The following is a 12,745-nucleotide window of genomic DNA, read 5'->3' on the forward strand; positions in this document are numbered from 1 at the left end:
TTAGAGGAATCGATCGAGGATCTTCTTGCTGTGCTTATCCAGCGCGAACTGGTCGCGGATCAGGAAGTGGATGCCGTGGCTGTCCGACACCAGCAAGGAAACGCTGCCGATGCGGCGAATATCTTCTTCGCCGCGCAGCACGAAGGTGGTATCGCCGCGGTCGGTTTCGACGCTCCAGGTGGAAGGGCAGGCATAGCTGCCCACGTCCACGATACGCTGGATGACCGGCATGAATTCACGGCCGGCCAGTTCTTCGCGCACAATGTCCGCCAGTTGCGGCGACAGGTCGGAAATACGATCCAGCCAGGCCACTTCCTTGCCGTCGGTGTTTACCAGCGACAGGCCTTCATCCGGCGCCTGGATGGGAAACGCGCGTACCGGCGACACGCCTTCATGCAGCACGCCGTTGGCGTCGATCAGGTTCAGCTTACCGAAGCTGTCCCGGCTCAAAGTAAAATTAATCATCTTCACGGCTCTTTGCCTTGTCATCCATGTCTGTATCGACGTTACGTGCCTGCGCCTGGTAGAGGCGGTAGTAGGCGCCTTCCCTGGCCATCAGTTCTTCATGAGGGCCTTCTTCGACGACCTTGCCGCGGTCCATCACCACCAGGCGGTTCGCGCGTTGCAGCGTTGAGAGACGGTGCGCAATGGCAATCGTGGTGCGGCCGGCGACGAGGTTGTCCAGCGCCTTCTGGATTTCTTTTTCCGTTTCCGAGTCCACCGATGCAGTCGCTTCGTCGAGGATCAGGATGCGTGGATCGATCAGCAGCGCGCGCGCAATCGAAATACGCTGGCGTTCACCGCCCGACAGGCCCTGGCCGCGCTCGCCCACCATCGAATCGTAACCCTGCGGCAGGCGCAGGATGAAGTCGTGGGCGTGCGCTGCGCGGGCGGCCTTCATGATTTCTTCGCGGGTGGCTTCCGGCTTGCCGTAGGCGATGTTTTCCGCAATGGTGCCGAAGAACAGGAATGGCTCCTGCAGCACCAGGCCGATATTGCGGCGGTAGTCCGACACCGCGTAGTTGCGGATATCGACGCCGTCCAGCAGGATCGCGCCTTCCGCCACGTCGTAGAAGCGGCAGATCAGGTTGACCAGGGTCGACTTGCCGGAGCCGGAATGGCCCACCAGGCCAATCATTTCGCCGGCCTTGATCTCGAGGTTCACCCCGCGGTTGACGGCGCGGTTACCGTAGCGGAAGCCCACTTCGCGCAGCGTGATGTCGCCGCGGACCTTCTCGACCTTCACCGGCTGCACCGGATCGGGCACGCTCGACACGTGGTCCAGGATGTCGAAGATGCGCTTGGCGGCCGAAGCGGACTTCTGCGTCACCGACACGATGCGGCTCATGGAATCCAGCTTGCCATAGAAGCGGTTGGCGTACAGGACGAAGGAGCTCAGGACGCCGACGGTGATGTTGTGCTTGGAGATCATCCAGATGCCGAACACGTAGATCACCAGGATGCCCAGTTCGGTCAGGAAGGACACGGTCGGCGAGAACAGCGACCATACCTTGTTCAACTTGTCGTTGACGGCCAGGTTGTGCTTGTTGGCGGTACGGAAGCGGGTTGCTTCGCGGGTTTCCTGCGCAAACGCTTTCACCACGCGGATGCCTGGAATCGTATCGGCCAGCACGTTGGTCACTTCGCCCCAGACGCGGTCGATCTTTTCAAAGCCGGTACGCAGCTTGTCGCGCACCAGATGGATCATCCATGCGATGAAGGGCAGCGGCAGCAGGGTGGCAATGGCCAGCCAGGGATCGATGGTGAACAGGATCACGCCGGTCATGATGATCATCAGGACATCGGAGGCGAAATCGAGCAGGTGCAGGGACAGGAAGACGCAGATGCGGTCCGATTCGGAGCCGATGCGCGACATCAGGTCGCCAGTGCGCTTGCCGCCGAAATACTCCAGCGACATGCGCAGCAGGTGTTCATACGTCGTGGTGCGCAGGTCCGCGCCGATGCGTTCCGAGACCAGCGCCAGCACATAGGTCTTGGCCCAGCCGAAGATCCACGCCAGCACGGCGGCGCCGGTCAACGCTGCCATGTACTGCACCACCAGCATGTGCTCCACCGGCTTGCCGTTCTGGTAAGGGATCAGCACGTTGTCCGTCAGCGGCATGATGATGTACGGCGGGATCAGGTGCGCGCCGGTCGACAGCAGCATCATTGCAAAGCCAAGCGCCAGTTGCCATTGGTAGGGGCGCGCAAAGCGCCACAGGCGGAACAGGGTCCAGGTGGACGGCGGCGTGTGGACGACTTTGGTGCAGACCGGGCATTCTTCCTGGTCGGCTTCCAGCGGCGCCTTGCAGGTAGGGCAGGAATTCTGTTCGACCTGCTGCAGCGGCTTGCCGTGCACGTGCGCTTCCAGCAGGCGCGGGAAGTTCTCGGACAGGCGGATGGCGAGCAGGTTCTGGCCAAGCGTAAAGCGCCACGCGGCCAGGCGCTGCTTGTCATCCACCAGTTCCAGGTGGCCGACACCGGCGTGATCGTGCAGTTTTAGCGACATGCCAGGACGATAAGTCCAATCTCGCCATACCGTTTCACCGGGTGCGCGTGCCATAATGCGGCGCTCCGTAAGGAGTACCAGGCCTTTGTTGAAGTGAAGCTTGGAGTCCAGGTCAACCTCCAGCGCGCCAAGTACGTTTTCTTCGGGGGCAAGCGCTGGCAACTCTGTGCGCCACCTGTCGGGAAGTTCTGTCAGGCTGAGCTCAGAGGAAAGTTGGTTTGTTATCATTGTGGATCAGACTCCGGCACTCTTTGCCAAGTGGCAAGAATTGCGAAACAGTGGGAAAATAGAAGGACGGGCGGAGTATACCGCAAGAGGTACAAGAGCTAAAACATGACAAAAAAGAAAGACATTGAGTTTCTCCGTGTAACACACCTGCGCGGACCGAACATCTGGACCTATCGCCCGGTGATCGAGGCTTGGCTGGATATCGGCGAGCTTGAAAACTACCCCTCGAACAAACTCCCCGGTTTTTATGAACGCTTGACGGCCTTCCTGCCTGGCCTGATCGAGCATCGCTGCGGCGTGGGCGAACGCGGCGGCTTCTGCGAGCGCCTGCGCGACGGCACCTATGCCGGCCATATCCTCGAGCACGTGGTGCTGGAATTGCAAAACCTGGCCGGCATGCGTACCGGCTTCGGCAAGACCCGCCAGACCGCCGAAGGCAGCGGCATTTACAAAATGGCATTCCGCACCCGCCAGGAGCAGGTTGGCCGCGCCGCACTGGCCGCCGGCAAGGACCTGCTGATGGCGGCCATCGAAGACAAGCCATACGACCTGGCCGCCACCGTTGAAAAACTGACTTCGATGGTCGAATCGCTGTGCCTCGGCCCATCGACCGCCTCCATCGTGGACGCGGCGACCGACCGCAAGATTCCGCATATCCGCCTGACCGACGGCAACCTGGTGCAACTGGGTCACGGTGCGCGCCAGCGCCGCATCTGGACTGCGGAAACCGACAACACCTCCGCCATCGCCGAAGGCATTGCCTCAGACAAGGACATGACCAAGGACCTGCTGAAGTCCGTTGGCGTGCCGGTGCCGGAAGGCACCCTGGTCAAGAGCGCCGACGAGGCCTGGGAAGAAGCGCAGGACATCGGCCTGCCGGTGGCCGTCAAGCCTTACGACGGCAACCATGGCCGCGGCGTGTCGCTGAACCTGATGACCGAAGCCGACGTGCGCGCTGCTTACGATATTGCCGTTGTGCGCGGCGGCAGCAAGAGCGTGATCGTCGAGAAATTCATCGTCGGTAATGAACACCGGCTCCTGGTGGTTGGCCGCCGCATGGTGGCAGCGTCCATGGGCGAATCGCTGTGGGTGACTGGCGACGGCAAGTCCTCTGTGCAGGAGCTGGTGGACAGCCAGATCAACACCGACCCGCGCCGCGGCACCACTGAAGAATTCCCGCTGAATATCGTTGAACCGAAGAAGTCGGAAGAAGTGCAGCTGGACCTGAAGCGCCAGGGACTGACGCCGGACTCGGTGGTGGAAGCCGGCCGCAAGGTCCTGATCCAGGTCAACGGCAACGTGGCCAACGACGTGACCGACCTGGTGCACCCGGCGGTTGCCGAAATGGCAGCACTGGCGGCCCGCACGATTGGCCTCGACATCGCCGGCATCGACCTGGTTGCCGCCGACATTTCCAAGCCGCTGGAAGAGCAGGGCGGCGCGATCATCGAAGTGAATGCGAGCCCCGGCTTGCTGGCCCACCTGAAGCCTGCCGCCGGCGGCGTGGCGCGTCCGGTTGGTCACGCGATTGCCGACCAGCTGTTCGCGGAAGACGACGATGGCCGCATCCCGATCGTGGGCGTGGCCGGCAGCCGCCAGAACGCGCTGATCGCACGCCTGATCGGCTGGCTGCTGCAAATGAGCGGCCGCTACGTCGGTACTGCAACCGAGCAGGGCGTGTTCCTGAATGGCCGCAATGTGGCGCGCGGTCCGCTGACCGAATGGGAATCAGGCGAGCGCCTGCTCCTGAACAAGAATGTGGAAGCGGCGGTATTCGCCAATTCCGGCCGCATGATCCTGAGCGAAGGCTTCTCTTACGACAAGTGCATGGTGGGCGTGGTGACCGACGCCGCCGGCCACGAGGAACTGGGCGAGTTCTACATCAACACTGCTGAACAGATGTACGGCGTGCTACGCACTCAGGTCGACGTCGTGCTGCCGGAAGGCGCTGCCGTGCTGAATGCCTCCGATGCGCAAGTGGTCGAAATGGCCGAACTGTGCGACGGCGACGTGATCTTCTACGGCACCGACGAACACGTGCCTGCGATCGACTCGCACCGCCAGGATGGCGGCCGCGCCGTGTTCCTGCGCGATGGCGGTTTCGTCATGGCTGCCGGCCGCGACGAACTGGCTGTCTTGCCGCCGTCCTGCCTGCCGGCCAGCGGTGAAGACCGCAAGGAAGCAGTGCTGGCTGCAATCGGCGCCGGTTGGGCCATGGGCCTGTCGCCGGACCTGATTGGTGCCGCGCTGCGCACCTTCGAGTGGAATACCAAGAAAAACTAAGGATTACCAGGAATGGAAGTTATTCGCCTCCGCGCACTGCGCGGCCCTAATCTGTGGAGCCACCATACGGCTGTTGAAGCCATCGTGTCCTGCACGCCGGAAGAACGCTCCGTCGACAAGATCCCTGGTTTCGAAGTGCGCCTGCGCACCCGCTTCCCGCGCCTGGCGCAGCTGCAGCCGGACGGACATGCCGACACCATCCCGATGGCGCACGTGCTGGAACTGGCGGCCCTGGGTCTGCAAGCCGAAGCTGGCTGCCCCGTCACCTTCAGCCGCACCACGCAGACCCTGGAAGATGGCATCTACCAGACCGTCGTGGAATACACCGAGGAAGCGGTAGGCCGCCTGGCGATGGAATGGGCTGAGAAGCTGTGCAAGGCCGCCATGGACGACGCTCCATTCGATCTGGCAGCTGCCTTGCACGAACTGCGCGAGCTGGACGAAGATGTGCGCCTGGGCCCATCCACCGGTTCGATCGTGTACGCCGCCGTGGCGCGCAAGATCCCGTTCCGCCGCATGACCGAAGGTTCGATGGTGAGCTTCGGTTGGGGCTCCAAACAGCGCCGCATCCAGGCTGCTGAAATGGACAGCACCAGCGCGATCGCCGAAACCATCGCGCAGGACAAGGAACTGACCAAGAAGCTGCTGGACGCCGCCGGCGTGCCGGTGCCCGTTGGCCGGACCGCGGTCGACGCAGAGGACGCATGGAAAGCCGCGCTGGAAATCGGCCTGCCTGTCGTGGTCAAGCCGAAAGACGGCAACCAGGGCAAGGGCGTAACGGTCAACATTACCACCCGTGAGCAGACCATCGCAGCGTACAACGCGGCCAAGGAATTCCGCGACGACATCATGGTCGAACGCTTCCTGGCCGGCCACGACTTCCGCCTGCTGGTGATCGGCAACAAGCTCGTTGCTGCCGCTCGCCGCGATCCTCCGCATGTTGTGGGCGACGGCGTGCACTCGGTGCGTGAGCTGGTGGACATCGTCAATTCCGACCCGCGCCGCGGCACCGGCCACGGTACCGCGCTGACCAAGATCCGTTTCGACGACATCGCCCTGGCGCGCCTGGCGCTGCAAGGACTGGCGGCCGATTCCGTGCCGCCGATCGGCCAGCGCGTCGTCCTGCGCAATAACGCCAACCTGTCGACCGGCGGCTCAGCCACCGACGTCACCGACGACGTGCATCCTGAAGTGGCGGCGCGTGCGGTGGAAGCGGCGCAGATGATCGGCCTGGATATCTGCGGCGTGGACGTGGTGTGCGATTCCGTGCTGCGTCCTATCGAAGAACAGAATGGCGGCGTGGTGGAAGTCAACGCCGCGCCTGGCCTGCGCATGCACCTGTCGCCGTCCTACGGCAAGGGCCGTCCGATTGGCGAAGCAATCATCAACACCATGTTCCCCGAGGGCGACGATGGCCGCATTCCGGTGATTGCGGTGACCGGGACAAACGGCAAGACCACCACCGTGCGCCTGACCGCGCACCTGATCGCGTCCTCCGGCCTGCGCGTGGGCATGACCAATACCGATGGCGTGTACGTCAACGGCCGCCAGATCGATTCAGGCGACTGCTCCGGCCCGCGTTCGGCGCGCAATGTGCTGCAGCATCCCGACGTGGATGCGGCCGTCTTCGAAACCGCCCGTGGCGGCATCCTGCGCGAAGGCCTGGCTTATGACCGCTGCAAGGTGGCCGTGGTGACCAATATCGGCGCCGGCGACCACCTGGGCCTGAACTACATCACCACCGTGGAAGACCTGGCGGTGCTGAAGCGCGTGATCGTGATGAATGTCGACGAGCATGGCTACGCCGTGCTGAATGCGACCGATCCGATCGTGGCTGCGATGGCGGCCAAGTGCAAGGGCAAGGTGATCTTCTTCGGCGCCGATCGTTACCACCCGGTTGTAGCGACGCACCTGGCGCAGGGCAAGCGCACCGTCTACATCGAAAATGGCCAGCTGGTGGCGGTGGAAGGCAAGAACGAGCAGCGCATTCCGCTGGCCGATGTGCCGATCACCTTCAATGGCACCATCGGCTTCCAGGTGGAGAACACCATGGCGGCGGTGGCAGCGGCCTGGGCTGCCGGCATTGACTGGGATTCGATCCGCCGCGGCTTGCTGACCTTTACCACCGATAGCCATAACGCGCCGGGCCGCTTCAATATCTTCAAGTATCGCGGCGCGACCGTGATCGCGGACTATGGCCACAATCCGGATGCGATGCTGGCACTGGTGCAGGCAGTCGATGCGATGCCGGCCAAGCGGCGCTCGGTGGTGATTTCCGGTGCGGGCGACCGCCGCGACCAGGATATTCGCGAGCAGACCGAGATTCTCGGCAAGGCGTTCGACGATGTGATCCTGTACCAGGATGCTTGCCAGCGCGGGCGCGCTGACGGTGAGGTGGTGGGCTTGCTGCGCCAGGGACTGGTGGGGGCAAGCCGTACCAGGAATATCGACCAGATTACCGGAGAGTTCATTGCGATCGATACGGCGATGGACCGGCTGCAGGATGGGGATCTTTGCCTGATCCTGGTGGATCAGGTGGAAGAATCGCTGCGGCATATTGCCGACCGGATTGCTGCCGGCTAAAACCGGTAAACCAGGGTCTGACCCGCAGGGTCAGACCCTGTCAGATCGACTGCTGGCGGTGTTAGGCCTGGTCTTTTGATCTCCGACGAAAGTCCAAGGCGCACAACCCGAACCAGCGGCCTTCGAACAGACTGGGTCTGACCCTGCGGGTCAGACCCGGGTTTACCGGTTTTCAGGCAGCCAGAACAGCCTTCGGCAGCACCAGCCGCGCCGTCTCGCCTTCCACGAACTGCGCAGCAAACACCCGCTTCTCCGCCTCATGCTCCCCATCAGCCTCGATCAGGTTGCAGATCAGATCCGCAGTCGCCACCGCCATTTTGTGCAATGGCTGTTTCAGTGTGGTGAGCTCATAGCTCAACCAGGTTGAGCCCTCAACCGCATCGCACCCAACCACCGACATCTGCGACGGCACGTCGATGTGCAAATGCTGGCGCGCCGCGTCCACGCAACCCATGGCCATCGCATCATTCCCGCAGATCACTGTATCGGGCACCGCGCCGATGCGCGCAATCAGCTCGTGCAGCCCGGCGACGCCGCTGGAATAGTCAAAGCAGCCATGGAACACCGGCGCGTCAGGCAGCCCCAACTCCGCGATCCGGTCCAGCGCGCCGCGCAAGCGTTCGCGCGCCACAGAGTTCTGGGCCGGCCCGCCAATCAGGGCAAACTGACGGTGCCCGGCCGCGGCCAGGCGAGTCACCAGCGCACGGCTGGCCTCATACTGGTCGCACAGCACCGTATTGACATCCAGGTCGCGCAAATGGCGGTTGAACACCACCAGCGGCACCTTCCTGCGCTTGAATTCCGCGACATGCGCCTCGGTCAGGCGGGATGCGGCCACCACGCCGTCGACCTGGAATTGCCAGATCTCGGTCAGGATGCTCTCGATCTCGCCCTCGTGCTGCATGGTGAAGAGCAGGGCGCGCTTGCCGCGGCGGTTAAGCTGCTGGCTAAGCTCCGACAAGGCCGCCGGGTTGTACAGCATGCTGGTGTGCGACACCACGATCGCAACGATATTGGTGCGGCGCGTGATCAGGCTGCGCGCCGCCGCGTTCGGGATGTATTCCAGCCCTTCGGCCGCCTTCATCACCCGCGCATAGGTCGCTTTCGATACGCTGGCGCCAGGCTTGAAGCAGCGCGAAACCGCCGATTGCGATACGCCGGCCACGAGCGCGACATCATAAGACGTGACGCGGCGCCCTTCCCGGAGGATGATGGCCTTTTGCTCGGCAAGGCTGATCGCAGGTTGTGGCTGGGTTTGGCGCATGAAAGCGATTTTGCGGCAAGGTTGCTTGCGATTTTGAAAATAAACCTCAATCTTACCACATGGCAATAGTTTCCCTCGGTTTATACGAGCCAGCCTGGCTTTGGTGTGGCGCCCAAGCCGCGCCGCGCTCTGGTAAAATATCGCCCCTTTTGGTTTTCGGATGATTAAGATGGCACAGGCTTGCGGCATCGACTTTGGCACTTCCAACTCCACCGCAGGATGGGTGCGCCCCGGCCAGCCCATCATGCTGGAACTCGAAGATGGCAAGATGACCCTGCCGTCCGTGGTTTTCTTCAATGCTGAAGACGAGGAAACCAGCTATGGCCGCGCCGCGCTGGCCGAATACCTGGCCGGTTGCGAAGGGCGCCTGATGCGTTCCCTGAAAAGCCTGCTGGGCACCAGCCTGATTGATGGCCAGACCGAGGTTGGCGGCCGTGCGCTGCCATTCCGCCTGCTGCTGTCCCAGTTCATCGGGGAAGTGAAGCGCCGCGCCGAAAGCGCCGCCGGCCGCCATTTCGACCATGTGGTGATGGGCCGCCCGGTGCATTTCATCGATGACGACAAGGTCGCCGACCAGCTGGCGCAAGATACCCTGGCCGACATCGCGCGCAGCGTCGGTTTCCGCGAGGTCGCTTTCCAGTACGAGCCGATCGCGGCCGCTTTCGAATATGAAGCGCAGATCGACCGCGAAGAGCTGGTCCTGATTGCCGACATCGGCGGCGGCACATCGGACTTCACCCTGGTGCGGCTTGGGCCTGACCGTGTGGCGCGTACCGAGCGGGTGGACGACATCCTTGCCACCGGCGGCGTGCATATCGGCGGCACCGATTTCGACAAGTACCTCAGCCTGTCAAGCGTCATGCCGCTGCTGGGCTATGGCAGCCAGTTCCTGAGCGGCGCCGAGGTGCCGTCCAGTTACTACTTCAACCTCGCGACCTGGCACACCATCAACCAGGCTTACACGCGCAAGATGCAGGCGCAGTTGACGGAAATGATCCGCGATGCGCGCGAGCCTGCGAAGCTGGAACGCTTGCAGCACCTGATCGTGGAGCGCGCCGGCCACTGGCTGGCATTGAAAGTGGAAGAGGCCAAGATCGGCCTGTCCACCGAGGACCAGGTGCAGCTCGGCCTGGAGCGCTTTGCGCCGCCGGTGCTGCTGGAGGTGACGCGCAGCGGTTTCGACAGCGCGGTGGAGCACCTGGTATCGAGCGTCGGCGCCACGGTGACCCAGTTGCTGGCCGATGCCGGGGTCCAGCCAGGACAGGTCGACACCATCTTCTTCACGGGCGGTTCCAGCGGCGTGCGGCTGCTGCGCGAGCGCATTGCCGCGTTGGTACCGGGCGCCCGCCGCGTCGAGGGCGACCTGTTCGGCAGCATCGGGGCCGGCCTGGCACGTGATGCATTGCGCAAGTTTGCATAATCTGCTTACAATAGCCGCCGTGAAGAAAGCCAATCGCCATTTCCTGCACGTCTTGCTCGCGGTGCTGCTGGTCCTGTCCCAGCAGCTCGGGATGGCGCACGCGGTATCGCATTGGTCGGACTTCCGACATGGCAGCGAACAGCAGCAGGCAAGCGATGTCGACGTCGATGGCAATGGCCTGAGCGCCGGCCTCGCGCTGGATCACAACTGCAGCCAGTGCGCGGCCTTTGCCTCGCTGGCGACGGCGATCCACACGCCAAGCTTCACCTTCCCGTCTGTCGACTACAACGCGCCGCAAGCCGGCGCCGCCTTGCCGCAGCTGCACAGCGCGCGCACCGCACGCGCCTACGATTCGCGCGCGCCACCCCTGGCCTGACACAAACAACGTCGTGCTTTTGCCGCCGCCGCGGCCTTGCGCCGCGCGCTGCCTATTGTTTGTCGTATCCAGAGGTTAAATATGAATTTCAAGTACTCCTTGCTGGCAGGCGCCGTCCTGTCGGCCGTATCCGCCATTGCCTGCGCCGATGACGGCGAAGTGACCAAGGTCGTCGTGACCGCCAACCCTTTCCATAAAGGCGAAACCGAGCAAATCCTGCTGCCGGCCAAAGTGCTGTCCGGCGACGAATTGCGCGACAAGATGGCCAACTCGCTGGGCGAAACGCTGTCATCCGAGCTGGGCGTGTCGTCCTCGGCCTTCGGCGCCGGCGCTTCGCGCCCGATCATCCGCGGGCTGGAAGGCGCCCGTGTGAAGATGCTGGAGAACGGCATGGCCGTTTCCGATGTGTCGGGCTTGTCCAACGACCACGCGGTATCTGCGGAAGGTTCGGTGGCGCACCAGATCGAAATCCTGCGCGGCCCGGCTTCGCTGATGTACGGTTCGGGCGCGATTGGCGGCCTGGTCAACGTGGTGAACGAGCGCATTCCGCCCGCGCTGGAGCCGAAGCTGACCGGCCAGGCGGAAGCGCGCTACAGCACCGTCGATGACGGCAAGGCGAGCTCCGGCACCATCGACGGCGCTATCGGCAAGTTGGCGCTGCACCTGGATGCGAACACCCGCCAGACGGGCGACTACAAGATTCCGGGCAACCGTATCGAGGGCGATCCTGACTCGGCTTCGGGCCGCCTGCCGCATTCCGGCACCAGGGAAAAGGGCGCCGGATTTGGCGGTTCCTACATCGATAGCTGGGGTTATGTCGGCGCCTCCGTCTCGGGCCTGGACAACAAGTACGGCATCCCGAGTGCGGAGGGTTCGACGATCGACCAGCACCAGACCCGTTACGACATCGACAGCCTGTTCAAGAACCCGCTGCCCGGCATCGAATCGGCCAAGTTCAAGGCCGGCTACACGGACTACCACCATGCTGAACTGGGCGACGATGGGCAGCCGGAAGTGCTGTTCAAGAACCGCGCCGTCGAAACCCGTGCCGAGGCCGTGCACAAGGCGATCAGCGGCTGGCATGGCACTTTCGGCATGCAGACCGAATTGACGCACTTCTCTGCGCTGAGCGCGGAAGGCGGGCCGGACACCGTGCCGGTGACCCGCTCGAATTCGACCGCCGGCTTCCTGGTCGAGGAAAAGGAATGGGGACCGGTGCGTGTCAATGCCGGCCTGCGCCTGGAACGCATCAAGCGCGAGCCGGTGAGCGGGCTGGATCGCTCGTTCTCGCTGCAAAGCGGCGCCCTGGGCGCCTTGTGGTCGTTCACGCCAGGTTATGCGACCGGCCTGACGCTGTCGCGCGCGCAGCGCGCTCCATCGACCGAGGAGCTGTACTCCGGCGGCCCGCACGATGCGACCATCACCTTCGACCAGGGCGACCCGAACCTGCGCAAGGAGACTTCGCGCAATATCGAGTTCTCGCTGCAAAAGACGGCCGGCCTGATTCGCTGGAAAGCCAACCTGTTCCACAACAGCATCTCCGACTTCATTTACGGCCACGTTACCGGGCGCACCCTCGATGAAGAAGGAAATGATGGCGGCGAATTCCGCGAACGCCTGTTCAGCCAGGGCGACGCCACCGTGCGCGGCGCCGAGGCGGAGATCGAATACAACCCCTTGGCCATGGGCCTGAACGGCCGCCTGTTTGCCGACACCTCGCACGGCGACCTGAAGGACAGCGGCAGCCTGCCGTTGCAGCCGGCGTCGCGCGTGGGCGCCACCATCGGCTACCGCACGGCCAACTGGCGCGCTGGCGCCACGTGGATTCACGCACAGGCGCAAGATCGCCTGGCAGCTTTCGAGTCCACGCCAACCGGTTCCTACAACCAGTTGAACGCAAACCTGTCGTACACGCAGAAGCTGAAGGACATGGACCTGACCTGGTTCGTGCTCGCGAAGAATCTGTTGAATGACGAAATCCGCGTATCGACCTCGCTGCTGAAGGATGTTTCGCCTTTGCCAGGCCGCAGCTTTGTCTTTGGTGTGCGCGCCAAGTTCTGAGTTTGCGCAAAATCAAACGTA

8 protein-coding genes are annotated in these 12,745 nt (G+C 63.2%); 5 read left to right on the top strand and 3 right to left on the bottom strand.

The features are described from left to right. Together ACN9MY_RS16565 and ACN9MY_RS16570 are read right to left on the bottom strand one after the other, a co-directional pair. Positions 1–465 carry a DUF1854 domain-containing protein gene (locus ACN9MY_RS16565; protein ID WP_426161505.1) on the bottom strand — a complete coding sequence of 155 codons (465 nt, stop codon included), beginning with the start codon at positions 463–465 and terminating at the stop codon, positions 1–3. Then, positions 458–2,737 (bottom strand): ABC transporter ATP-binding protein, encoded by a 2,280-nt coding sequence (locus ACN9MY_RS16570; protein ID WP_426161506.1) that lies wholly within the window; start codon positions 2,735–2,737, stop codon positions 458–460. The genes ACN9MY_RS16565 and ACN9MY_RS16570 overlap by 8 nt, the downstream gene beginning before the upstream one ends. A gap of 105 nt (positions 2,738–2,842) precedes the next feature. Between ACN9MY_RS16570 and cphA (ACN9MY_RS16575) the strand changes: the two genes are divergently transcribed. After that, complete coding sequence (gene cphA / locus ACN9MY_RS16575; RefSeq protein WP_426317972.1) at positions 2,843–5,020, top strand: cyanophycin synthetase; 2,178 nt, start codon at positions 2,843–2,845, stop codon at positions 5,018–5,020. 12 nt (positions 5,021–5,032) lie between these two features. Continuing rightward, positions 5,033–7,603, top strand: coding sequence for a cyanophycin synthetase (gene cphA, locus ACN9MY_RS16580; protein ID WP_426317973.1), 2,571 nt, complete (start codon positions 5,033–5,035; stop codon positions 7,601–7,603). Positions 7,604–7,775: 172 nt separating this feature from the next. On the opposite strand, the gene ACN9MY_RS16585 is transcribed toward cphA (ACN9MY_RS16580), so the two are convergent. Beyond that, positions 7,776–8,867 carry a LacI family DNA-binding transcriptional regulator gene (locus ACN9MY_RS16585; protein ID WP_426161509.1) on the bottom strand — a complete coding sequence of 364 codons (1,092 nt, stop codon included), beginning with the start codon at positions 8,865–8,867 and terminating at the stop codon, positions 7,776–7,778. Positions 8,868–9,036: 169 nt separating this feature from the next. Between ACN9MY_RS16585 and ACN9MY_RS16590 the strand changes: the two genes are divergently transcribed. The 3 genes from ACN9MY_RS16590 (at position 9,037) to ACN9MY_RS16600 (ending at position 12,724) form a co-directional block, all read left to right on the top strand. Beyond that, complete coding sequence (locus tag ACN9MY_RS16590) at positions 9,037–10,287, top strand: Hsp70 family protein (RefSeq protein ID WP_426337641.1); 1,251 nt, start codon at positions 9,037–9,039, stop codon at positions 10,285–10,287. Positions 10,288–10,306: 19 nt separating this feature from the next. Further along, complete coding sequence (locus ACN9MY_RS16595; RefSeq protein WP_426335784.1) at positions 10,307–10,663, top strand: hypothetical protein; 357 nt, start codon at positions 10,307–10,309, stop codon at positions 10,661–10,663. An 81-nt stretch (positions 10,664–10,744) separates the two neighbouring features. Next, positions 10,745–12,724, top strand: a complete 1,980-nt coding sequence (locus ACN9MY_RS16600) for a TonB-dependent receptor (RefSeq protein WP_426335785.1) — start codon at positions 10,745–10,747, stop codon at positions 12,722–12,724. Positions 12,725–12,745: the final 21 nt, after the last annotated feature.

It is taken from the genome of Pseudoduganella sp. R-31 (genome assembly GCF_049913235.1).
Classification (GTDB): domain Bacteria; phylum Pseudomonadota; class Gammaproteobacteria; order Burkholderiales; family Burkholderiaceae_D; genus Rugamonas.